General features: G+C 53.2%; 21 protein-coding genes. All 21 read right to left on the bottom strand.

The window, feature by feature from the left end:
- Positions 1–14: 14 nt before the first annotated feature.
- The 21 genes from copZ to MJA45_RS09235 all read right to left on the bottom strand — a co-directional run bounded on the left by copZ (position 15) and on the right by MJA45_RS09235 (position 22,081).
- Positions 15–218 carry a copper chaperone CopZ gene (gene copZ / locus MJA45_RS09335; protein WP_315606988.1) on the bottom strand — a complete coding sequence of 68 codons (204 nt, stop codon included), beginning with the start codon at positions 216–218 and terminating at the stop codon, positions 15–17.
- Between the two features lie 154 nt (positions 219–372).
- On the bottom strand, positions 373–1,185 hold the full coding sequence (locus MJA45_RS09330) for a bactofilin family protein (protein ID WP_315606987.1): 813 nt from the start codon (positions 1,183–1,185) through the stop codon (positions 373–375).
- The gene (locus MJA45_RS09325; RefSeq protein ID WP_315606986.1) at positions 1,182–1,682 is read right to left on the bottom strand and encodes an anti-sigma factor family protein; all 501 of its coding nucleotides are present in this window, start codon (positions 1,680–1,682) and stop codon (positions 1,182–1,184) included. The genes MJA45_RS09330 and MJA45_RS09325 overlap by 4 nt, the downstream gene beginning before the upstream one ends.
- Complete coding sequence (locus tag MJA45_RS09320; protein WP_315606985.1) at positions 1,679–2,209, bottom strand: sigma-70 family RNA polymerase sigma factor; 531 nt, start codon at positions 2,207–2,209, stop codon at positions 1,679–1,681. Before MJA45_RS09320 ends, MJA45_RS09325 begins: the two co-directional genes overlap by 4 nt.
- A gap of 28 nt (positions 2,210–2,237) precedes the next feature.
- The gene (locus tag MJA45_RS09315) at positions 2,238–3,530 is read right to left on the bottom strand and encodes a VTT domain-containing protein (RefSeq protein ID WP_315606984.1); all 1,293 of its coding nucleotides are present in this window, start codon (positions 3,528–3,530) and stop codon (positions 2,238–2,240) included.
- Positions 3,531–3,756: 226 nt separating this feature from the next.
- Positions 3,757–4,362, bottom strand: coding sequence for an undecaprenyl-diphosphatase (locus MJA45_RS09310; RefSeq protein WP_315606983.1), 606 nt, complete (start codon positions 4,360–4,362; stop codon positions 3,757–3,759).
- Positions 4,359–4,532, bottom strand: coding sequence for a hypothetical protein (locus MJA45_RS09305; protein WP_315606982.1), 174 nt, complete (start codon positions 4,530–4,532; stop codon positions 4,359–4,361). The genes MJA45_RS09310 and MJA45_RS09305 overlap by 4 nt, the downstream gene beginning before the upstream one ends.
- 9 nt (positions 4,533–4,541) lie before the next feature.
- Complete coding sequence (locus tag MJA45_RS09300; protein WP_315606981.1) at positions 4,542–5,105, bottom strand: DUF1541 domain-containing protein; 564 nt, start codon at positions 5,103–5,105, stop codon at positions 4,542–4,544.
- A 157-nt stretch (positions 5,106–5,262) separates the two neighbouring features.
- Entirely contained in the window at positions 5,263–6,351 is a 1,089-nt protein-coding gene (locus MJA45_RS09295; protein ID WP_315606980.1) for a sensor histidine kinase, read from the bottom strand.
- Complete coding sequence (locus MJA45_RS09290; protein WP_315606979.1) at positions 6,348–7,040, bottom strand: response regulator; 693 nt, start codon at positions 7,038–7,040, stop codon at positions 6,348–6,350. Before MJA45_RS09290 ends, MJA45_RS09295 begins: the two co-directional genes overlap by 4 nt.
- Before the next feature lie 256 nt (positions 7,041–7,296).
- Positions 7,297–7,686: a class I SAM-dependent methyltransferase gene (locus tag MJA45_RS09285; protein ID WP_315606978.1), complete on the bottom strand. Its 390-nt coding sequence runs from the start codon at positions 7,684–7,686 to the stop codon at positions 7,297–7,299.
- Positions 7,687–7,885: 199 nt separating this feature from the next.
- The gene (locus MJA45_RS09280) at positions 7,886–9,430 is read right to left on the bottom strand and encodes a PEP-utilizing enzyme (RefSeq protein ID WP_315606977.1); all 1,545 of its coding nucleotides are present in this window, start codon (positions 9,428–9,430) and stop codon (positions 7,886–7,888) included.
- A complete protein-coding gene (locus MJA45_RS09275; RefSeq protein ID WP_315606976.1) occupies positions 9,424–10,425 on the bottom strand; it encodes a PEP/pyruvate-binding domain-containing protein in 1,002 nt (333 codons plus the stop codon). The genes MJA45_RS09280 and MJA45_RS09275 overlap by 7 nt, the downstream gene beginning before the upstream one ends.
- 47 nt (positions 10,426–10,472) lie before the next feature.
- Positions 10,473–11,963, bottom strand: a complete 1,491-nt coding sequence (locus MJA45_RS09270) for an MDR family MFS transporter (protein WP_315606975.1) — start codon at positions 11,961–11,963, stop codon at positions 10,473–10,475.
- 91 nt (positions 11,964–12,054) lie between these two features.
- On the bottom strand, positions 12,055–12,480 hold the full coding sequence (locus tag MJA45_RS09265; RefSeq protein ID WP_315606974.1) for a MarR family winged helix-turn-helix transcriptional regulator: 426 nt from the start codon (positions 12,478–12,480) through the stop codon (positions 12,055–12,057).
- A 163-nt stretch (positions 12,481–12,643) separates the two neighbouring features.
- Positions 12,644–13,456, bottom strand: coding sequence for a hypothetical protein (locus MJA45_RS09260; protein WP_315606973.1), 813 nt, complete (start codon positions 13,454–13,456; stop codon positions 12,644–12,646).
- Positions 13,453–16,461: a heparinase II/III domain-containing protein gene (locus MJA45_RS09255; RefSeq protein WP_315606972.1), complete on the bottom strand. Its 3,009-nt coding sequence runs from the start codon at positions 16,459–16,461 to the stop codon at positions 13,453–13,455. Before MJA45_RS09255 ends, MJA45_RS09260 begins: the two co-directional genes overlap by 4 nt.
- Positions 16,462–16,478: 17 nt before the next feature.
- Positions 16,479–18,254, bottom strand: a complete 1,776-nt coding sequence (locus MJA45_RS09250) for a ligand-binding sensor domain-containing protein (RefSeq protein WP_315606971.1) — start codon at positions 18,252–18,254, stop codon at positions 16,479–16,481.
- A 196-nt stretch (positions 18,255–18,450) separates the two neighbouring features.
- Positions 18,451–20,202, bottom strand: a complete 1,752-nt coding sequence (locus tag MJA45_RS09245; protein ID WP_315606970.1) for a hypothetical protein — start codon at positions 20,200–20,202, stop codon at positions 18,451–18,453.
- Between the two features lie 34 nt (positions 20,203–20,236).
- Positions 20,237–21,112: a carbohydrate ABC transporter permease gene (locus MJA45_RS09240; protein ID WP_315606969.1), complete on the bottom strand. Its 876-nt coding sequence runs from the start codon at positions 21,110–21,112 to the stop codon at positions 20,237–20,239.
- A gap of 15 nt (positions 21,113–21,127) precedes the next feature.
- Positions 21,128–22,081, bottom strand: a complete 954-nt coding sequence (locus MJA45_RS09235; protein ID WP_315606968.1) for an ABC transporter permease — start codon at positions 22,079–22,081, stop codon at positions 21,128–21,130.
- Positions 22,082–22,141: the final 60 nt, after the last annotated feature.

Raw genomic sequence — 22,141 nt, 5'->3', positions numbered from 1 at the left:
TGTCTTACGATACCTTACGATACCACGTCGTAGCCTTGATCTTCGATCGCTTCTTTAATGGTTTCCAAGGTCACGGCATTCTCATCGAATTCAACGGCTACCGAGCCTGCTGCCAGGTCTACCTTGGCTGCAGCTCCAAGGTTCTTTACGGCACCTTCCACCGAATTTACGCAATGCCCGCAGCTCATGCCTTTGACGTTCAACACTACCTTTGTCATAAGAATTCCCTCCTGTTAAAAATGGTTTTGTACTTAAAATGGCTTATTTTTCTTTACAAATTCATAATACAATACCCCCCTACCCTATGTCAAGCAGCAAAAATGGACCCGACCGATTTCTCCGTCCGATCCTCCATTGGTCCTTGATTATCCGTTATTTTCGGTGTGACAGGATCCAAACCGTTGTGATTCCCAGGGAGAATAAAAGGATTCCTACCAGCAGAATTCCGCCAAGCAGAGGCAGATTTAAGGCAGAAGTCAGGATCAAAGCCCCTGCGGCCGCCCTAATCCAACTGCTCTGGTAGGAAGCGGCCCGGATTTGTTCCCCGAGCCAATGGCTGAGCACGGTAAAACCTAAGGCAAATGATACCAGAGGATAAATACCGAGAACCAGAATAAACGGAATTCCCACTACCGTCAGCAGAAGAAGCAAGGAGGCTGTTCCAAGAATTAGCCCGGTAAGCAAACCGGTGGAGAGCATTCGCCCCGGAGAGCTTCTCTTATGGGTTTCGACGAATGCTTGCAGCCGCTGCTTTCCAAGCAAGGTCAGGAGAATGGGAACAAGCATCAGGACCAGACTCCCCCCCAGCTGAAGGATCCATATTCCAAGGGCCAGTCCCCCGCCCACAAGAAGGCTGCTTCGCGTGGCATCGTCGAACGCCACTTGGATGACATCGTCGGCTACGCGGGCACCCGGGTCCTGGACCAGCTTTCCGCCTATCACCAGAACCATCCCCTCGATCTGAGCGGTAGAAGAAAGCCGGGCGCTGCCGTTCAAGACCACAACGGAGCCCTTTACCGTTCCCCGGATGCCGGCATCCCCTCCAACCACCAACACATCATCCACCGTCTCATTCTCCGGTACGGTGATGCTTTGATGCTCCAGGAGGGTTCTGGCCAAGGCCGGCTGGGGAACCAGCAGTACCATTAGAAAGAACAGCAGAACAAGAGGCATTCGTTTTCTCATGAGGTTCCTCCTCCTTGTAGGGCAGCCGTCCGGAGCAAACGCCGGAGGAAGTAAACGGACAGGAGCAGGATAATAAGGCACAGAACCGCCATGGAGGCCGTCAGGGCGGGAATGGCGGCGAGCGATCCAAGGATGCCGTAAGCAAGCACCCCCGCCGATTTTGCCATAATCAGAAGAATGGTCATCCAAGGAGATCCCGCGATAACCCAGGCCAAAAGCGCCAGAAGCCCCGCCAGAGACACCGTAAGCCCTTTCCAGCCGATCGACGAAGCTTCCCCCTGGCCGTCGATTGCCTGCATAACCTGCCATTCTATATTCCGCGGCGCTCCCACTCCCGAATACGAAGTGACAAGCTGCTGCTGCATGTCGAGAATCTCTTCCACCAAGGTGCGGCAGGCCGGGCATTCCTTCAAATGATTCTCGACCGCCCCGCGCTCTTCCTCACCGAGCTCCTTGTCAATATACGCGGTCAATTGGTCTTCCGGATGAGTCTTCATTCTTCTTCCCCCTCTCTCATTTCCTTTCTTAAGGAAACCCTTGCCGCATGCAGCCGCGATTTTACCGTTCCGACGGGAATCTCCAGAAGAACGGCTATTTCTTCGTACCGATAGCCCTGCAGGTCATGAAGAAGGATCACTTCCCGGTGCTCGACCGAAAGCCTCCCCAGAGCTTCGCGAATATATAAGGGAGTTTCCTGATCCCGATTTCCTTCCGAAGCCGCCTCTTCATAGGGGCCGCCTTCCACCCTGCGTAATTTGTCCCTCTTCAAGAGACGGTCCTTGCACAGATTGGTCGCAATCCTCATCAGCCAAGAGGAGAACGCATACTCGCTTTCCAGACCGGGAAGGGCGTAATACGCTTTAAGAAAGGCCTCCTGCGCCATATCCTCGGCTTCCATCCGGTCTCCGAGCATCCCGTAAGCATGGCGGTATACCCGGTCTTTATAGAGAGTGACCAGGCGGGCAAAGGCGTCCTTTCCTCCTCTTCTCGCCTCTCCGATTAAACGGTGAAGTTCTTCATCCACACAAGTTCATCTCCCTGCCGCCACCGCCTTATGCTTGCCGGCTTCTCTCCGACAGCAGCCGGAAAATCTCCAGCAGAACAACATTCAAGCTGAGCCAGACTCCGCCAAAAGCAAAGCCTGCCGCGACATCGCTCGGATATTGAATCCCGAAGTAGATCCGGCTGATTCCGACAAGCAGACTTATAAGAATGACCGACAGAACACCGGCCATGCGAAGCTTGACCCCTCCGTAATGCCGAACCCCTAAGTAGACAGCTATCCCCACCACAATAAGGGAAAGAAGGCTTTGCTCGCTCGGAAAGGTATAGGGATCCCGTAATCCGGACGGAAGAGGACCGGTCCGGTGGAACAAATAGCGCAGTCCCTCATCCAGGGCCTCCCCGCCCAGTACGACCAAGCCAAGAAAGGAGAGCTCGAGTCTCCGTTCCTTTCCTTTTAGCAGAATCCATAGAGCCGTAACCAGGATCACAGGTCCCCAAAAATAGTAAGTGCCGAGCATGGCAAACCGGTTCATCCACACGGACCAGCCGGAAGAGAACAACTCGCCGATCAGGAACGTCGTGATTTCATCAAACATGGAGAATTCCTGAGCCAGGAAATCCTGAATCATTCCGATGGCTAACGAAAGAAACCCCACCAGAACGGCGAAAGCGGAAATCAGTAGAAAGCGGACGTTTCCCGCTGTATGGAAGCGGGTAAGCCCTTTTTCCAGAAGAAGGGTCGCTCTGGCTCGCCACACCTCCCGGCGGTTCCGGTAATAATAGACCATAATAAGAATGAAGGCTGTGCCAATTCCGCCGATCAGCAGATAGCGGTTGATGGTATGATGATACAATTCCCACTTCGGACCAAGCAATTTTCCAAGTGTAAGGAATACCCCGACCCACAAAAAGGCTCCTGAATAAGCGAAAGCGGCATACTTGCGAAAGGAAAGCCGTGTCGTGCCCGAGAAGTATCCGGTGATATGACGAACGCCGGGAATGAAGTAGGCCACCATCAAACTTACATTTCCGTATTTTTGAAACCAGTGAGAGACCTTATCGAGCTTGTCCGGTCCCATATGGAACCTGGCCCCGTATTTCTCAAAGAAGGGCTTGCCCAGGCGAAAGCCAATCCAATAAGACAACGTCATCCCTGCCGATGCCCCTGCTCCAGCGAGGAGGATAGCAAGCGGCAAGCTCAATTTCCCTTGAAACACGAGCAGTCCGGCGTAGCTCAGAAGGACTTCTCCCGGAAGCGGTAAGGCCAGCATCTCCAGAAATAGGGCGATAAAGAGGATCCCATATCCGTATTGCTCCAGCCAAGCGGTTATAAACGTCAAGGTGCTCCTCCTTATTGAGGGCCTGAGCGTATCTCAGTACCTTATTCTGGATTGTTGCGGTCTGGGATAGAGACTAGAAGGGAATATCCTCCCGCACAGAGAAAAGCGGAGCCCCCCTCGGCCATGGCAATCGATTCGAACGCAGAAAAGGGATAGCTGCAGACAATAGTATAGACCAAAACGCCGATCAGCAGGAAGGTTAACGACAATAAGGCATTTGCCTGTCTCATGCTGCCTCTTTATTGCGTTTAGGGTAGATTCGCTGCTCGATGCTTTCGTAGACCAGAAGGCCGGCGCTCATCGCTCGGCTTGCGATGGGATGGCGGATAAACAACCGGTGAACGGCTGCTGCCGACAGTATCCCCAGAATGGCACCGGCGATGACGTCTGCCGGATAATGGACACCGTTCCATATCCGTGAGAACGAGATGAAGGCGGCAAGCAGCAGCCAAAGGGAACCGGCCTTTCTCCGGAATAACCAGATGGACGTGGCGATTACGAAAGCACCGATGGAATGGTCGCTCGGGAAGGAAGCGTTGGCCGCATGATCGATAAGAAGGTGTACGTGATGGGTCACGAAGGGCCGGTTCCGGTAAAACCAATGGCTTAAAATATTCCCGATCCCGAAAGCCAGGCAAGCGGAAAGGAGAGATTCTCCTACCATTTTTCTATTTTCTCTTTTACGCGTGAACCAATACACGATAATCCCCAAATAAAATAAATATTCGGCATCCTGCGATAAAAATCCCATGATTCCGTCCAGCCACGGCGTACTTCCCGCCAGGTCATTGATCCATTTAAAGATGGCATAATCCATTTGTGTCCCTGTCATGATGTCTCTTCCTCTCTTGTGTTTTTAAAAGAAAGGACTAAGGTTTTCTCCGTTTTGTTCATCACCACCCCAATTTTTTTCCGATAAACCCAAAAAAGCCGCGCAGTGCGCGACTCCTTCCGGACATCTTCTTTGGCATGCTGCCCTTCCCGGTCCATCCTGACCGACATTTCAATCGTCTAGGATTTAACCGGGGTAAGCTCGCTTTCCGTCACCCATTTATGATTCTTCACAGGGGTTCCCCCGGTAGTCGGCGTATAATCCACCATATACACCGTGGTCGATTCGGCGGAATCGATCGTCCCCTTCGCCCCTTTCATTCCCGGCATGTGGTCCGCCTCTAACGTAACCTGGGCACCGGGCTTGAGGGCGCCATCGCCTGCCTCCTTGAGCTCCTGCTGGATTACCCACTTATGATTCTTTACCGGCTGCCCGCCGTTGGTCGGCGTATAGGACACCGCATAAACAACCGTTTCGTAAGCTCCGGCGATCGTGGCCGTCGCCCCTTTCATCCCCGGCATGTGATCCGCCTGGATAACGGCCTGGCTCCCCACCTTGTATTTGGGGTTCTGGGCTGCTTTTAATCCTGCGGGTACTTCGGCCGGGCCGGAGTGGTTCATCCCGGAATGCTCCATGCCAGGCATATTTGCGCTCGGCGATGGTGTCGGGCTAGCTTGGTTACCGCATGCGGCTAACAAGCTGATCATAAGGGCAGCAACAATAGCCATCCATCTTCTGTTCATCTTCTGACCTCCTGCTGGTAAAGAATAGGTTGTCCGGAATCCGGCCGTTCTACCCGGCCCGGAATTCTGGCTACCATCAGTTTACCCGGCACTTGTGAAGATCTCATGTAGGTTGGCCGTTCCGGGTACCTTATCAACAAAGTTACCGGATAAGGCACTAGGACAAAGAGTCGTGATTTTTTTGCGGAAGCCGGATCGTGATCGTGGTTCCCCGGGAGCTTTCCGCCCAGATGGCCCCCCCGTGAGCCGTGACCAGCTTATGGACGATTGCCAAGCCGAGACCGCTGCCGCCGGTTCTCCGGTTGCGCGACTTGTCGCCGCGGTAGAAGCGTTCAAAGATAAAGGGCAAGTCCTCCCGCCGGATCCCGCTGCCGGAGTCCTGCACACGGATCAGCACACCTTCCGCTTCCTTAATGGCTTCCACCATAACCGTTCCTTTCTCCGGCGTGAATTTCAGGGCATTGCTAAGAAGATTCACCAGGATCTGGACCATTCGGCTGCGGTCGGCATGAATATGGATAGCCGGGTCGCAGCGAAACAATAGGGTCACCTTCTTCTCCAGATAAGCCGCGGAAACGAGCTCCACTCCCTGTTCCAGAATCAAATCAAGCCTTTCTTCCTTGCGCTCCAGCTGAAAGGCGGGGGAATCCAGGTGCGTCAAGTCTTCCAGCTCGGCTACCAGCTTGGTGAGCCGTTCGATTTCTTCGTAGCAGGCCCGGATGCGTTCCGGGGTGGGCTCCCATATTCGATCCTCAAAGGCCCTCATGTGGCTTTTTAGCGTGGCCAAGGGAGTTCTCAGCTCATGAGCGATATCTTCCGTCATGGTCACCCGCAGCTGTTCCTGTTTATGAAGCTGCGCGGCCAAATCGTTCAGAGAGGCTCCCAGCTCCGCGAGTTCATCGCTGCCCCCGACCCGGATCCGGGTATTCAGCTGCCCGCCGGACATCCGTTCGGCCGCCTGCTTCATGTCTACTAAGGGCTTCGAGATTCGTTTCGCCATATAGAACCCGATCAGAACCGCAAGAAGAATCGATCCCGCCAGCGTCCACACGATGGACTGAAGAAGGGCCTGCTCCAGGTGAACATTAAATTGGGACAGGTCATGGTCCATGCCTGCCGCCTGGTCCTGAAACATGGAAAGGTGATAATGAACCGCGAGGCTTACGCTTATCGTGGAAATCAGCAAAATACAGGTTGCCGTGGCGATAATAAGGATCGCTAGACGCCGGTGAAGCCGTTTGGTCATGTCTCTCCTCCGGCAAACCGGTAGCCTAAGCCATAGACGGTCACGATGTACCGGGGATTTTTGGGATCCGGCTCAATCTTGTGTCGGATATTCTTCACATGCTGATCGATGGTCCGACTGTCCCCGTCAAAGGTATAGCCCAACACCAAGTCGACCAGCTCTTCCCTTGTAAAATGCCGCTGCGGGTATTTGGCCAAGGCCAGCAGCAGCTTGTATTCATTCGGCGTTACATTCACCGGCTCCCCCTGGCAGAACACCTTATGCTTCAAGGAATCGATCACCAGATGGCCGTCCCGGAAGGACAACCGGTCGGCAAGCAGCTCACGATCATCGGTTCGGCGCAGAATAGCCCTTACCCGGGCCACCACCTCCCGCGGATCAAAGGGCTTAATCAAATAATCGTCCGCCCCAAGAGACAAGCCTCTAATCCGGTTGTTTTCCGAGGCTTTCGCGGTCAGCATAAGAATGGGAACCGAATCCCGCATTCGGATGGTTTGGCAGAGCTGCTCCCCGTCCCTATCGGGAAGCATCAGATCAAGGATGATGAGATCGACGGAGGTACGGTCCATTTCCCTCAGGGCATCCGTCCCCGTCGCGGCCTCCACCGTTCGGAAGCCTTCCTTCCTTAAGTAGGAAACCACCACATCGCGGATCTTTTCTTCATCGTCTACTACCAGTATTGTTTTCACTTTGGCTCGTCTCCTTGAATGATGGCCATCTTTTGTAGTTCTCTGAGGGATAGACGGTCCACAAATTTCGAAAATTTTTCTTTCTTTTTTCCGTTTTTCTGGAAGATCTCAATTAGACTACGCCACTTTTCCCACGCTCCTTCTTCCTTTAACCGGCACAGCCGGCAAGCTCAACCGATCCCGAGTTCATGTCTCTTATACCCCTGCAGGGTATATTTTCCGGGATAAAGAAGAGCCCTGTTGGCGGCCCCATGAGCTAACGTCTGGCAACAAATATATACAAATAATCTGTTGGAAAAACTCGCTTCTCGATTATAAAACCTGATGCTTGCAGAGCCTGTTCCATTTCCTCAGAGCCTATTCGAATTTCCACAGGTGGGCCTATCGGGCTTTCTTTGTGCTCCCATTCCAAGATAAGGATAGATCCTCCAGGTTTCAGTACGCGCTTGATTTCGGCTAAACTCAAAGATAACGGTCGAACGGCGTGTAACGCCAAGGAAGCAATAACTATGTCTATAGAATTATCTTTCAGCGGGATGTCGGTCATGGAGGCTTCCACTACCTCTAGATTAGCCATATTCTCTAATTGCATTTTTGACTTAAGAACAGCTAACAATTCAGGTTCTAAATCCAGTTCCCGCTCCAAGATCCAAGATTTGATGGTTTTTCTGAATAGGAAGCAAGCCTAATAATTTGTCAGGGGGCATTAATTTCTTTCTTGCTGCACTTTCCAGAGTAGCTTTATTATCGGGGTTGAACCGGTGTTGTTCCATCTCACACCTCCAAAAATATCGCCTCATTTTAATGATAATATAACATACCCCCCTACCCTACTCAATTCTTATTTAGTCTTTTCCTGATTCCGGATACCAGGCCTTTTCCACTCGTACCATCCCCCGGTCGCCATCCACTAACACCTTATCGCCAACCCGTAACTGCTTTGTCGCTATCCGGGTTCCCAACACCGCTGGAATGCCATATTCTCTGGCAACAATAGCAGCGTGGGATAACGAGCCCCCTGTATCGGAAACGACTGCCGAGACAATCTCAAATAATGGCGTCCAAGTAGGATCAGTAAAGCGACAAACCAAAACATCACCAGGCTTCAAGTTGGAAAAACCCTCCGGGCCGCTAATGACCTTTACCGTTCCCCTTGCTTGTCCGGGGCTCCCCGCCTGCCCCGACAAGATGTCGTCAGCAAAGGACTCGGAAATTAAGTTCTCTCCCCGCCAGATCACTTCCGCTCGGGGTCTTGCTTTTTTTCTCCGATCGACGCGTTTTCGAACCTCCTCCGGATCTAATCGTCCCTGCAACGCTGCATACATTTCCCGTAAAGTTAGGAAAAGAACTTGCCCTTGCTCCGTCATTAATCCTTCCGCGGCGAATCGCCGACCGGCCTCCAGGGCGGCATGCCGAGCTGCAGCGTAGGTACGCTCGGTCACATAGAGAGTATCTTCCCGCATGATGTGGGCGGAGCGATAGTTTTCTAAGGAGCGGAGGAACAGTCTGCACAAGGGACCGGGAAGGCGGTTGGCCACTTGGTCACGAAACCGTAAGAACGGACTATCCGAATGGTTATCCACTTGGGACAGGGAAGCGTATTCGGACTCAGAAGGTTGTACCATGGCAGCCAACAGGGATAAGACCATTCCCGGTTCATCCGACCAGGATACAGCCGAAAACGGAAGCTTGGCTTTCGGTGCGCGGTCACCATAACGTTCCAGAAAATGAAGGAACTCATTCCGAAACTCCCTTCCTTTATCCGTCCTCTTTATCGTGTTCCACACCTCTTTTGCAGGCCATCCGGCAAGGGCATCCCGTACCTCCCCATCCGACATGACGGTTCGCGCCAGACGTTTCAAAGCCTTGTTGATTTCCACCGTCTTGTATTCCAGGCCGCCAACCAGATCCCCTTCCAAGGCATTCTTCACGCCCGATTTTTTGGCCAGAAAGAGCAGGATTTTTCCATTTATAATCATAGGCAGCACCAAAGAAAACCGAAGCCCGTTGATGGCGTTCGCCAAATCCAAAGCCTCTTGAAGATGATTGGCCAGAGCAGGTCCCTCAAGCCTATCCAGCCTAACCCTATTTAGTCCATCTAATTGAGCGTTTACCTCTTGGGCATGGGCCGACTTCCACTCCCCGCCATCCTCCCTCATGTACTTGGGCAGTTTCCCAAGGAGAGATATAATTTTCCGCGTAGGACGAAGATTCGGCGGGTGAATGGAGGGTAAGCCATCCTCATCCATTCGAATGATTTCCGTCGCTGGTGGCATGGCAAGACCCATTTCCCGAATGGCTCGGTTTATGGTCTCCAGTCCATCCGTAACGGCTGAATAGTCCAAAGGGAATGGTGGTTCAGGATAATGCTCTAAAATATCGTTTAACAAGAATCGTTGGAATCCGGAGAGCTTGGAAAACGCTTGTACCGCCCCCCTTGCTTTAGCGTAGTGATCGGCCGAGCTTGAAGCAAGTAAAGCCGGTCATCCACCATAGCCCACTCTATGTCCTGGGGCGATCCATAATAGGACTCCACCTGCAATCCCAACCGCGCTATTTTATTCAGATCTTCTCTATTTAAACAAAAACGAATACGGTCCGCTTCCATCACCGGTTTCTCCACGGTTCCGCCGCCAGGAACGGATTGAATTAGGATTTGCTTGTCCCCTAAAAGCTGCTCAAGCAGTTGAGGACTTTTTTGTTTGGTCAGCCGATAAGTGTCCGGATTCACTTGCCCGGATACGATGCTCTCCCCGAGACCGTACGATGCATTGATTACCATTTCATTCCGGCCGCCGGTTAGGGGATTTGCCGTGAACAGGACACTGGCTGCATCCGGATCCACCATTTGTTGGACAACCACGGCCAGGTGAACTTTGTCATGGGCAAATCCGGAGCGTTCCCGGTAGGAAAGGGACCGGGGCGTCCATAAGGACGCCCAGCACCTTCTCACGTGTTCCAGCAATGCTATCTCGTCTGTGATGTTAAGAAAAGTTTCCTGCTGACCAGCAAAGCTCGCGTCCGGCAGATCCTCCGCCGTTGCTGAAGATCTTACCGCAACAGGAGGGTTTCCCATGGTTTGGTAAGCGGCCTGAATGGCTTCCTTTACTTCCCAGGGAATAGGCGCCGCCTCCATAAGGGTTTGAATCTGGTTGGCTTTGTTCTTAAGGTCGGCCAAATCTCCAACTTGAACAGAATTTAGGATATCCTGAACGGCCGGCCGGAGGCCGGCCCCATCCAGGAAGCGAATATAGGCTTCCGTCGTGATACAGAAACCGGGCGGCACAGGGAGTCCGGCTTTCACCATTTCCCCCAGGTTAGCCCCCTTTCCTCCTACCCGTTCCAATTGGCCTAGACCAACCTCATTAAATGCCAGGACAAGCATGCTTATTCCCCTTCCGTCTTTTGTCCATCCTGCTGAAAACCAATGACTTAGTGATGAAGACTAACCTTCTTCGAGCCGTCCGGTCGTTCCCCGCTCATGGAGAAGGCTAAGACAAGGGTAAAGGCCGCTGGAATCAGTGCCCAAAGGAACATATGGGAGATCGATTGGGAAAGCGCCGCGGTCAGTTGGTCGAGTACATCCGCCGGAAGGAGGGCTCTTGATTTCCCGGAAAACAAATCACCTTGAGTTTGAGGATTTTCCAGGAATCCCGTATTTACATTTCGCTCGAAGGCTTGTCTTTGATAGATTCCGAAAACACTGATCCCTATGCTCATCCCAAGCGAACGTATAAAGGAAATGGTAGAGCTGGCCACTCCGCGCTGGTTGTGCTCGAAGGGATGCAGCGCGGCGATCGTCAGCACCGAAAAGGAAGACCCCATTCCAAGGCCGGTCACGATCATATAAAGAATAAGGAAGGTCTTGGAGGAATCTGGAGATAACGTACTTAATAGTCCGATGCCCGCAACAAATAGGAGGCTGGAGAAAATCATTACCGTCCGATAGCTTAAATGAGCGATTAAATGACCCCCGATTAGACTGGCTGCGACGGCTCCAAGCATCAGAGGCAGCAAAATATATCCCGAATTGGTTGCCGTTCCTCCCATCACACCCTGTACAAAAATAGGCAGGTATAACGTACAGAGGATAAACGTCCCGCTGTAAAAGAAACTGGTCATCGTACTTGCGGCAAATAACCGGTTTTGGAACATAGGGAAGGGGATGATGGGCTGCTTTGCCTTGGTTTCGGCGATAAGGAAGCCGAGAATTAGGAGAAGGGAAGCGGTGAATAACCCTATTATCACGTTTGATCCCCAAGGGAACTCCTTTCCTCCCCATTCCAATCCAAGCATTAGACATACAATCGCAGGAATTAGCGTAAGGATCCCCAGCCAATCGATTGGCTGCTTCTCATATCCTTTCGCTTCCCGATAGAACCAGGTAATAAGAACAAGAGATACCAGACCAATCGGTAAATTAATATAGAACACCCAGGGCCATCCGATATATTCGGCAATATAAGCTCCTAATAAGGGACCGGAAACGGTGGATAGACCAAAGACGGCCCCGAACAACCCGACCATCTTCCCTCTTTTCTCCGGCGGAAACAAGTCAAAAACAATCGTATGGGCAATCGGAATCAGGGCACCGGCCCCGAACCCTTGAATCGCCCGGTATATGCTGAGCTGGGTTATAGACTCTGCCGTCCCGCTTAGACTGGATCCAATCAAAAAAACAATCAGCCCAAACAGAAAAAAACGTTTGCGTCCGTACATATCCGATAGCTTGCCAAAGAGGGGCATGCCCGCCATTTCGGCGACGATATAGGTGGAGGTGACCCACACAAACCGGCCGAATCCCCCCAAATCGGATACAATGGTTCCCATGGCTGTAGCGACAATCGTATTATCCATACCCGCCATCAATACCCCTAACATTAACCCGGCGATGACTAGGCCTAACCTGCTTTGTTTCTCCATGTGAATGAGCTCCTTAATCCTAATTAATTTAGAAACTAAACTAAATGGCATATTTTTTTGTTTATATACTAAACTAAAATGGTAAAAAAATTTATTCTTCTAAAAATTCTATAAGTTTTTTTACTCCTTTCTCAAAGGATTGGAGTTCTTCCCTGCTTAATTCGGTCGTGATCCAGTCGTCAAACCGCTTAACATACAACTCTTCATGAGCATGATATGCAGCAAGTCCCTTCTCTTTCAATCCAACGGTCACACTTCTGGAGTCCTGAGGGTTAGGAGTCCGAAGGACCAGATCCTTCGATTCCAGGCGTTCCACGATCTGACTTACCGCCCCTTTGGTTACACCAAGCCGGTCAGCCAGTTCGCTCATCAAAATGCCATGGCCGCTGCCTATGGCATCGATCGTATGCATTTCGCTTGGCGTTAAGGCTCCGCCTGTACCGAAGGTACGCGGCTGCCGTTCCCGGCGTCTGATCTGGTGAATCAGCTTGCCGATCAAGAAGCTTGTTTTGGTCATAGGCCACTTTCCTTTGCTTTAATGTCCTTACTCGGATTTTAGTTTAGTTCATAAACTATATTCCGTCAAGAAAAATCGAAGGAAGAAGAGAGCCCGCCTAACCGGCAGGCTTTCTTCTTAACCCGCTGCTCCCGCTTCGCTTGCTCGTTCGCTTGCTTGGCCATCAGGAGCGGAGAGCTTGAATAAACTCATCCGCCTCATACACAAAGCCGAACAGCAGGGCTACATTCCACAGCGCCATCTCCTTACCCAGTTCCTCCCGGATCGTCTCTTTGTTCTCGATAGCCGTAACGGCTTGGCGGATGGTCGAACAAAGCATTCCTCTTTTCTGCATATCCGCCATTCCGCCAGGAGAGAGAAGCAAGCAGCCGTTAATGGCAAAGCCCACGTAGATCAGATGATTGATACCATCAGCTTGGCACAGGGCAAACAATTGATGGGCATTCCGCGCAATCCCTTCCTCTCCCTGAGGCCTTGCTTCCGGAGTAAAATCGATGCGGCTGTGCCCCTGCCGGATATCCTCCTGGTTGTGGGTGCCCGGATGACCGAACCGCCTCCGGAACGCCCACAGCTGATCGGTTAAGGGACTGGTGGCTGCTTTCTCGTATTTCTCTTCCGAGTCGCCCGCCAGCCGGACCACTCTTTGGTAGCCGGGGTACGGCTCATAATAGTGGTGACCGGGAGCTACGACATGAAACAGCTTCAACGGGGAGCGGCGGACCGCCTCGAGCAGAGGAGGGAACACGGTTCTGCTGATCTCGTAGGACCGCAGGATATAATCCACGGCCCGGTGCCAGCCGGGATAGTCGTCCCAGCTTCCGCAGTCCCAGGCGTGCATTACGACAACGGCCGTTCTCTCGGGATCGATCTCCAGCTCCGCTTTTTTCCAGCCTCCGTATGCCTCCGCAGGGAACTCAAGCTCACGGTCGGCATCGAACTGCTGGTAATAATTCGTCGGGATGACGATCTTGCTCATTCTTCCGCCCTCCACTCGTAGGAAAGAGGAATTCGGAAGGGAGCCCCTTCTTGAAGGTCGTACCTATACCCGCGGGAAAAATCGTATTTGTCCGCCCAGGCTCGGATCGTCGTGACATCACCGATGTCGACCACCAGGCCGCCATCCATATCAGGCTTAAGGCTCGTGAACTCATAAGCCGCATTGCGTATTCCATCGTTCTGAATATAGATATAGCCTCGCTCCACCCCGATATCGTCTAAAGGCTGCTCTACACGCACTCTGATTTCATTCTCTAACGACAGGTTCTTGGTAAACCCGGTTACGCTGCCCGTCAACGCTCCATAGCTTTTATCAATTAGCGTCCTGTCCCCGGCACGGAGTAAGGTACCGTCACACACGTAACCGTAGGTCAGAGAACCGTTAACGATCGAGCACATACCGAAAAACCCTTTTACCTCCAGAAAATCATCGACGACGTAAAGCTTATCGGAATGCAGGGCTTGGAAGAGATAATCCGTCCGCCCGTTTGCGAAGGTTATCTTCACGGCAGCGGCGTCGCACCCCGTGGACGGCTCCCCTTCGGATTTAACCGCCAGCGCTTCCACCCGCATGATTCGGCGCTGCTTCCGGTAAGCCTCCAGCACCGATACAAACTGGCTTTCCAGAGCTTCGCCTTCCCGCCGGGCGAGCATATAGGTATAGCTTTTGGGGTTACCCGGCTTGTTCTGGGGAGGCTCGCCCTGGGCCAGGATCACTTCATCGACCGCCGACACCATCGTCAGGCGCAAATGGACGTCCTCGCTTACCGACTTCACGCCCCACGTATCCTTGGCCTTCCAATCCAAGGAATAACCGGAAGGCGGGCTGCTGTCCCGCTCCACGTCATAGAGATAGTTAAACCCGCTTTCCGAAGCCATATCATACTCCGGGTCGGCATAAGCAATCGTTTCACCGGCATAGGTCCCGGCAGCTTGCTTTTCTAATTGAAGACCTTCGGCAAGAGCTTCGCCTTCCGGTCCATGAAAGCTGTAAAGATGCTCCGATCCGCCCTTCACCCGGAAAAGATCGAGTAAGTACGAGGTTTCGTCATCCACCCGGACCATGGCGGTCGTCCTGCGGTAAAGCCGGTTATGCGGATACACCTGAGGGGCCTCCACATCAATCAGCTGAACCTGGGCCCCTCCTTCGAAATGGTGAGGAAAGGCGACGATTTGATTGACTTGAGGGGAGCGGTCCACTACCACCGTATTGTGCGAGATGGTATTGATCGTCCACCTCTTTCTCTCATAGTTGCCGTCCGCGAAGCACGGATAGCCGTGATCGGGAGAAAGATCCATGCCATAAGCATAGATTCCGATGTTCAATGTATCCTTATGCCCATGCCCCGTATTGCGCCCGTAATATAGGGTCAAGGCCCGCTCGAAAGCTCCCTTCCCATCGCGCAGGGCGGCAAAACCGTAACCGGTCGTATTGGAGCTTCCAGGCTCGAAGGGGCCGTGCTGGTCCACCGCCCTCTTCATCTCTACCAGGACCGCCTCGTTATCGGTGAAGATATCTCCCCGCAAGCCTTCCCATTGGTTCCCGTTCAGGAAATAGGCGAACCGGGCCAGCAGAGGGTCACCGGTTTTGGCGAAACCCGAGACATACAAATCCGCGCTCCCGATAATGCCGGGGTCTCCCGCACGCTTCGTATCCCCGCTGGAAGGCGTGTACTTGCCGAGCATCACATACGGGGTAAGCATATGAAACAGCTTTCGGAATTTGGGGTAATCGTACAGGTCAAGAGGAACCCGCTCTCCTTGTCCGCTTAAAGCATCGGCTACAAGCTTTAAATTCCCCAGCCAGCCGCTGTTATAAGCCGGCGAGGCTTCGTCGCCATGTCCGTCCCGGTCCACGTCGTTGACGAGAATGGTCAGAATGTTGCCTAACGGTCTTCCCTTTCGTTCATGGGTTTCAAATAGAAAATCGATCCATTCCTTCGTAAAGGTAGGATGGTCCAGCACGACGGCCGCCAAAGCGAGCGCGCTTTGGTGCATGCCGACATTGCCGAGAATCTGTCCGGCCTCGATGGCCGGCTTTACCTGCATAAGAATGCCCTGCTCGATATTGCGCCGGACCGCCTCGACGGAATCTTTCTTCCCGAGCATCGGGTACTGCTTGGATTTCTTACTCAGAAAAGCGGTAATTTCGGGGGAATCCATTCCCGGAAACAGAGCGTCGTATGCCAGAACAAAGCTGGCCGCAAGACCGGTTTCCCAAATGCTCCCCACTATTTTGCCAAGGCCCGTCAAGCCGTGCGAATTTCGGAAGCCGTCCTTCCACAGATAAACGGAAGAATCCATATCCGGATAGACATCGGCGATCCGATCGAGCAGGATGGTTCCGGCGGCCGCGTAACGAGAGTCATTCGTGAATAAATAAGCTTGGCTGAACGCTTCGAGGGCCTTCGCAATCCTGCCGCCATACCATAAATGATAATGGTTGTAATAAGCGATGAAGGTGTACCGGCGGGTTTCGGGATTATCATGACCGGGGTCCAGCCAGCCGTAGCCGTCATCGACGCACCAGTTCTCGTCCCGGTCCGGATACAAAGTATTGGTCAGCAGGCTTCGGTCCGCGCGTGCCGGATCGAAGCGGGAATGCTCGTCGATTCCGCTCCGGTAGTAAGCCCCGAAATCATTGGAGGGAAAAACCGTGCGGCAGCTAGGACAGGTGACCTTCCATGGAGCATTCGCCGAATCGGTGAGCCACGGATAATTGCCGAACCGGTCGATGTCCTTCTTGCACACCGGACAGCCCCTTACTTGGTTCACCCCGTAGCTGCGCGGAAGGTTTTGGGTGGTGACGAGCTCCCAAAGGCCGTCATGGCCGTCCTGTAAATACAACTCCGCCGCAGCAACCGCCTCTTGGCAGGCTTCCTTCGCCCAGGAATGCGTTTCGATATTTTTTCGGGCAGCGGCGATCTTCTCGTCCGTGTAGAAGGACCGGGCCTGCTTGATTACCGCTGATGCTGAAAGACTCATGGGATATCCCCTTTCGCTTAATCCTCGATATCGTAGCAATAGAGGCGTGCGGCAGGCGTACAGTAGATCTTCCGGTTTTCCTTATCCATATGAAAGCCGAGCACCCAGCCTTTGGTTTCGGCCACGACGGAGTAATCATCCGTTTGCCTGTCGTACCGGAACAGCTTGTTGTCTCCCGCGCCATAAATGATGTTACGGTCGGTAATATCCATTCCCGGCCAAATGGCGTGTTGAATCGGAAGGTCTTTTTGCCACACCATCTGCTCCTTTACATAGTCGTAGGCAAATAAGATTCCGTTACCGGTCAGCCCGTAAATCAATCCGTCCTTGTGTTTGATCGAAACGATTTTCTTGGCTCCCTCTACCGGATAGATCTCTTGGACTTTCTTCTCCTGGTCCAGGTCCCAAAGGAATAACCTCGCGTCTCTTGTCGGGGTGACGGCCCCTGTCCCCACTTCGTTCGTTGTTGCGGCGCACAGATATCTTGTTCCGGGAATGCTGTCCAGGACATAGACGGACTGTTCGTCGACGATGCCCCTCCAAACGGTGAACTGCTCCGTCTGGGGATTGAACCGGGTCAAGGCACCCGAAACCTCTCCGTAATCGGGTACGGAAGCGATATACAGGTTGCCGTCCTCTCCCGGGATCATGCTGATGGGCCGGTTCTGCTTCTCTCCAATGACCCCGATTTCCCGGGGATTGTTCCCCGCCTCTTTCCCTGGATCCCATGGTCGGCCGGGGTCGTATACCGAAATATAGCAGCCCGTATAGCTGGCCACATACAGCTTCCCGTTCCAATTCGCCATGGAGTAGATTTCACCGCCGGTAGAGGGGGTCGGATTCCCCAGCTTAGCGCTCTCGCCCGTGTCGGGATCATACCGGAACATGCGCAGGGGAAGAGCGGAGCTGCCGTAAATTTTGTCATCCGGCCCTTTGTGCACCATCCAGAGCATTAACCCGCCGGATTCATACGTGAGCTCGTGAACCTCCTGAAGGCCCCGCTCATCCTCGATGATGATCTGCGTGTTCGATACGGACACAACCGTACGCCCTTCGGACAAACGGGGCCGCCCTATCGGCCCGATCTGGTCCACACGGACCAGATCATAGCCCTCCACCAGATAGCAGGCTCCGCTATTGGGGGACGTTACATAAACATTTCCGTTATCATCCTGCGTCATAGCAGCGAAGCCCGTCGTCGTCTCCGGCACCGGGATAACCTGTTTCTCCCCGGAAATAGGGTCGTAGATCCCCACCTTGACCTGCTTGGTTCCCAGCGAGGCGATCACTTTGCCGTCATGGCGGACCTTTACTTGACGGCAGTAGACCAGCCCTTCCTCAAAGGCACCCAGGTCGCTGACTTTCTCCGTGCTCAAATCCACAGCAAACAGCTTTCCCCCCGGATAGGTCCCTCCGTAAAGCTTTCCGTTCCCGTGAGCGAGTGACCAGATGTACTCTTCCCCCGGCACCGCCTGACCCAAATCCACCATCTCATCCAGCTCCGCATCATAGCGAAGTAAATGTCCCTGATAGTAGGTGCCCAAATACACCCGCTTGTCGACAGAAGCGATCCCCCAGGCCCCCTGCTTAGCCTCGAGATGAGGGTCATTCTCCGCCCGATAGGCGGTTGTTTCTCTCGTATCCACGTTATATTTCAGCAGAAGCACGGAGTACTCATACTGGGTTAAGGAAATGTAGATACAATTTAATTGGCCGTTCTCGTCCCGTCCTACAGTGTAGCCCGGATTAAGCAGAGCTCCTTCTTTGACAGGGGCACCCAAATCCTTGAACATCCTATCCCCTCCTAACCTTTTGTAGAAAATAAACCATATCCCCCTGCAGGGGGATGGACGAAATCATAGGGAATAAGGGCTGCACGACATGCAGCCCATTAGGAATCCGCTACCAGGGCCCAGGCACCGACGGCTATTCTCATGTGGAATCCTTCCTCTTCCCAGCCCGGTCGAAATGGAAGTTCCCCCTTTCTTCTTAGGAGACATTCTCTGTTTTCGTGGTTTGCGACTCTTCCGTCTGGGGCAAATCGGCAGCTACCCTCTTCAAACACGGGACGCCAAATCGGGAAATCACCGTCTCGGTCTCATTCTCCGCTTGATCGGGGGCTAACGGAATCCAAATAACCGCATTGGACTGGATGGGACCCAATACGGTAAGCTGCCCATCCTGGCCGATCCTCGTAGACATCTCCCTGCGGCTGCGGTACCACCGGTTGATCTGTTCGGCCGTCCAGAATTCAAAGCCCCGATTTCGGGCTTCCGAGATCACCTGGCGGAACGCTTCGCGAACCGGCTCTTTCGTATGGATATGGAACTGGTGGAAGAGGAAATGGGCGACCCCCTCCACTTCCCGGACCCCTTCCAGGAAAGGAACAATGATACTGGAGTCCGCCCATAGGGGGTGGCAGTCCATATCCTGGGTCAAGAAGCCGATCTCCAGTACAGGGTAAATCCGGTTCTTCTCGTCCGCCCACGCTATCGGGAAGTACGGCTGGCACGTGCCGAACAGGAAGCCGACATTCCCTTTCTTACTCGGCCCTCGCGTTTGATCGACTTCGATCTGCCGTTCCTCACACCACCGGAAAAATTCTCCCCAGCCTTCGTAGCGGGTATAGTGGTTTTTGTTGGAGGTCACCTTCTCGAGCTTGGCTTCCGTCTTCAGCCAATCCAGCTGCCGGTTGAACTCGTCTTCTCCCCATCTTCCTCCGTCCAGGGCAAGCGCATTATAATGAAAGCCCAGCTCATGGCCTTCTTCCTTAACTTTCGAATAAACGTCAGGGCCGTAACCGGGCTCCAGCATGCACCAGGTGCTCTTGACCCCGCATTCCTTCAAAAGCTCCAAGGTGGACCAGGCGTGCTCATCCTCGTTAATATCGCTGTCGTGGGAGAGTAAGGCCACCTGCTCCACTGCGTCCGGCCAATAGCCGATGAACGGCAGCGTCAGCCCCAGGCTCACGACTTTCTTCAACAGATGGCCGATCACCATTTCGCGCCAATAATCCCCGTACGGCTTCGCGAAATACGGGTTGCCCGTCTCCGTGAGGGAGCGGTCCCACTCCCAGCTAAGCTCGATCTGATCGTCCGCCTTCAGAATGCCTTCATTGACCAAGGCCGACCCGTCCGGCGCCGGAAAGCCGTCCTCCCATACCGGTCTCGAGCCCTGCTGGAAGACCACGATCGTCTCCCCGACGTCTACCGCCCAACGATCCAGGGAACCCGAACCAACCGGGAAGCTTTGCAGGGCATCGCCGGCTTCTACCCCGTTCGGCTTTCCATGAAGCAGGACTCCTTCTCTAATCACGACGCTGTCCGGATCCGATTCCACCTTCCAAGGCCGGGCATTGTGGAACCGGACCCCTTCCGCTTTCGGATATGCAACACCCGGGCGGAAGTAACCGGGTCCGGTATTCCCGACCGGTAAAGCAGACAGCTTGGGGGCCATGACCTGAAGGTTCCCATAAGCTATCACCGTGCCGCCCTGTTCCATATAGCTCCACAGGATCGAGGCGGTCTCCGCGTCTTCTCCGGCCACCGCCGCCACAATGACATCGTAGGAGGGGTCAATGGTCTGCACGCCGGTCATCACCTCATAAGGAATCCCCCCGTGAGCCAGCACTTCCTCCAGATAAAACTCAAAAACGTTGAACCCGTGCCGCCACCTGCGCTCTGCCGCCTCTTGGTCCAGCAGCAAACCCACCTTGGCCATTCTCGGTAGGGATGGACTCATCTCTTCCCCTTCTTCCTAACCTTAATAGTTTAGGCTACCCTTTGACCGCGCCGACAAATTGACCATGAATAAAATACTTTTGCACAAATGGATAAATGACCACAATCGGAAGGATGGTGATCATGAGGGCCGCCATCTTGACATTCTCGGGATGGACCGCCAAATCCCGGAAAGGGTTCGCCGGATCCGCCTGCAAAGCGGACGTCGATAAGATCTCCCTCAGCTGGTACTGCAGCGTCCACATGGATTTATCCTTGATATAGAGCAGCACATCGAACCAGGTGTTCCAGTGGCCGACCGCGCTGAAAATAACGAACGCCATCGTCATCGGAAGCACAAGGGGAAGCACGATTCGAAACAGGAGAGAAAATTCGCCTGCTCCGTCCATTTCGGCGGATTCCATAAGCTCCTTGGGCAATTGATCAATGATGTTTTTGTAGAGAATGATTTGAAAGGGGGAGACCAACCCGGGCAGGATAAGCGCCCAATACGTATTTCCCAAGCCCAACCCCCTGACCAGCAGGTAAGTCGGAATCATTCCTCCGCTGAAAAACATCGTGATCAAGATGTAAGTGAAGGCCACTCTCCTGCCGACGAATAACTTGTGAGCCAGCGCATAGGCGGCACATAACGAAATGCCCACACTCAGAACGGTATTGATGGCGGTCAATCCGACCGTATTAAGAAAGGAGCGGATAAAGGTGCTGTTTCCAATGATTTGTTTGTATGCATTGAGCTGGAAACCGACGGGCCACAGGCCCACTTTGCCGGAGGTGATGGCACCGGGGCTGCTGAGGGAAACGGAGATGGAGTTGATGAACGGCACCAGAATCGACAGGCTAAACACAAGGAAGAACGTATAATTGAAAATCTGGAATAAGGTGCGGGAAAAGGAACGGTATTGAACCATAGGTGCTCCGCCTTTCTAATAAAGTCCCATGCCGGATAGCTTCTTGGAAATCCGATTGGCGGTGATCAGCAGAACGAACCCGAGTATGCTTTGGGTCAGCCCGATCGCCGTAGACAGACTGTATTGGGATTGCTCAAGCCCGATTCGGTAAATGTAAGTGCTAATGACGTCCGAAACCTTATAGACCAGCGGATTCTGCAGCAGGAATACCCGGTCGAAGCCGACCGAGAAAATACTGGACAATCTCAGTAGAAACAAGAGCGTGATCATCGGAGCCATGTGGGGAATGGTAATGTGGATCGCCTGTCTCCAGCGGCTTGCCCCGTCGATCCAGGCCGCTTCGTACAAGGAGCTGTCGATTCCGGCAATCACCGCGAAATAGAGGATCGCCGACCACCCTACCCCTTTCCAAATATCCGCAAAAACGAGAATCCCCCGGAATAGGCTCGTCTCCGTCATAAAATAAACCGGCTGATAGCCGAGCCATTCGATGAGCTGATTGAACAGGCCCGTTTCCGGGGACAGAAAGCTGTAAAACACACCCGAAACCACGATCCACGATAAAAAATGCGGCAGGTAAGACACCGTCTGCATGACGCGCTTGAAAACACGGCTGTACAATTCATTGGCCAGCAGGGCGAATACAATAGGAGCGGTGAAGCCGAACAGGATATCGTAGACATTCAGAATCAGCGTGTTGCGAAACACATTCCAGAACTTTTCGTCCGTCAGGAAATACTTGAATTCGGCCAGGCCGACCCATTCGCTGCCCATGATGCCTTTGTACACCGAATATTTCTTGAAGGCGATAATGATGCCGTAGATGGGAATGTAATGAAAAATAAACAGCAGTATGGCGGTCGGTGCAAATAAGGTATACAAGGAAAGCATGGTTTTAAGCTTGAATTTGCGGTGTCTTCCTTTCTTCACGGCAGCCTGCTTTTCGACGCCGGCCACGACTCCATTCAATCCGGTCACCTCCTGTACGGGTCCTGTTACAAAGGGGCCATTCCGGGGCGGCCGGAATCC

Origin of the sequence: Paenibacillus aurantius (assembly GCF_032268605.1) — a bacterium.
GTDB lineage: Bacteria > Bacillota > Bacilli > Paenibacillales > NBRC-103111 > Paenibacillus_AO > Paenibacillus_AO aurantius.
The sequence above is the reverse complement of the archived record's forward strand: the minus strand, read 5'-3'. Positions and strand labels throughout refer to the sequence as shown.

Bases quoted from the DNA above. Each gene is read 5' to 3' on its own strand.
- MJA45_RS09270 (WP_315606975.1), bottom strand. From the start codon at position 11,963: ATGGAGAAACAAAGCAGGTTAGGCCTAGTCATCGCCGGGTTAATGTTA.
- MJA45_RS09240 (WP_315606969.1), bottom strand. From the start codon at position 21,112: ATGGTTCAATACCGTTCCTTTTCCCGCACCTTATTCCAGATTTTCAAT.
- MJA45_RS09245 (WP_315606970.1), bottom strand. From the start codon at position 20,202: ATGAGTCCATCCCTACCGAGAATGGCCAAGGTGGGTTTGCTGCTGGAC.
- MJA45_RS09250 (WP_315606971.1), bottom strand. From the start codon at position 18,254: ATGTTCAAGGATTTGGGTGCCCCTGTCAAAGAAGGAGCTCTGCTTAAT.
- MJA45_RS09255 (WP_315606972.1), bottom strand. From the start codon at position 16,461: ATGAGTCTTTCAGCATCAGCGGTAATCAAGCAGGCCCGGTCCTTCTAC.
- MJA45_RS09260 (WP_315606973.1), bottom strand. From the start codon at position 13,456: ATGAGCAAGATCGTCATCCCGACGAATTATTACCAGCAGTTCGATGCC.
- MJA45_RS09330 (WP_315606987.1), bottom strand. From the start codon at position 1,185: ATGAGAAAACGAATGCCTCTTGTTCTGCTGTTCTTTCTAATGGTACTG.
- MJA45_RS09265 (WP_315606974.1), bottom strand. From the start codon at position 12,480: ATGACCAAAACAAGCTTCTTGATCGGCAAGCTGATTCACCAGATCAGA.
- MJA45_RS09275 (WP_315606976.1), bottom strand. From the start codon at position 10,425: ATGCTTGTCCTGGCATTTAATGAGGTTGGTCTAGGCCAATTGGAACGG.
- MJA45_RS09300 (WP_315606981.1), bottom strand. From the start codon at position 5,105: ATGAACAGAAGATGGATGGCTATTGTTGCTGCCCTTATGATCAGCTTG.
- MJA45_RS09310 (WP_315606983.1), bottom strand. From the start codon at position 4,362: ATGACAGGGACACAAATGGATTATGCCATCTTTAAATGGATCAATGAC.
- MJA45_RS09295 (WP_315606980.1), bottom strand. From the start codon at position 6,351: ATGACCAAACGGCTTCACCGGCGTCTAGCGATCCTTATTATCGCCACG.
- copZ (WP_315606988.1), bottom strand. From the start codon at position 218: ATGACAAAGGTAGTGTTGAACGTCAAAGGCATGAGCTGCGGGCATTGC.
- MJA45_RS09325 (WP_315606986.1), bottom strand. From the start codon at position 1,682: ATGAAGACTCATCCGGAAGACCAATTGACCGCGTATATTGACAAGGAG.
- MJA45_RS09305 (WP_315606982.1), bottom strand. From the start codon at position 4,532: ATGTCGGTCAGGATGGACCGGGAAGGGCAGCATGCCAAAGAAGATGTC.